At 71.0% G+C, this 604-nt stretch carries 1 protein-coding gene; it reads left to right on the top strand.

Annotation, left to right across the window (positions count from 1 at the left end):
• A partial coding sequence (locus U9978_RS09450; protein ID WP_322760695.1) for a DUF5926 family protein occupies window positions 1-539 on the top strand: 539 nt, incomplete at its 5' end.
• Window positions 540-604: the final 65 nt, after the last annotated feature.

The following is a 604-nucleotide window of genomic DNA, read 5'->3' as shown; positions in this document are numbered from 1 at the left end:
GCAGCGCCCGCGGCGACGACGGGCGGGCCGGCCCCACGCTGCTGGACATCCTCGATCCGGCCCCGCTGGACATCACGGTTCACCCCGGGTTCACCTGGTGGATCCCGCCGTCCGAGGACGGCACCGGTCCTGCTCCGGAGGTCACCGCCGCACTGGAGCGAGCGAACGCGGCCGTCGTCCCGACCGCCCGGTTGACCTCGGTCGACGCGGCCTACTGGTGCAGTCCGGGGGAACGGACACATCTGCGGTGGGTTCAGGCGTACGACGAGGAGCCACTACTCGACGCCCTCGCGCGACTGGCCGCCGCTGGTGATCTTACGGTCGGTGCCGGGTCCCGTTTCGTCGGATCCTTCCGGGCGGACGGTCTGGTCGTTCCGGTCTGGGACCTTGCGCCGGGCGCTGACGCCGACAGCTGCGAGGAACCGGCGACGGAGTTGCGTGCCCGGTTGGAGCGCGCTGTTGCCGACCGAACTCCGCTGGATGCGTCGCAACGCCGGATGCGTGCCGGCGTTGTGGGTCGGACCCTCACCCTGCGCTAGGGTCTGTCTCCCGGATGTTGATGAGTGCATGCGGCGATCCAGGCGGCGAGCCGGTAAGAGCGCCC

Origin of the sequence: Protofrankia sp. Cr2, assembly GCF_963555885.1 — a bacterium.
In the GTDB taxonomy this organism is placed as follows: Bacteria; Actinomycetota; Actinomycetes; order Frankiales; family Frankiaceae; genus Protofrankia.
This window is presented reverse-complemented; position numbering and strand designations above follow the sequence as displayed.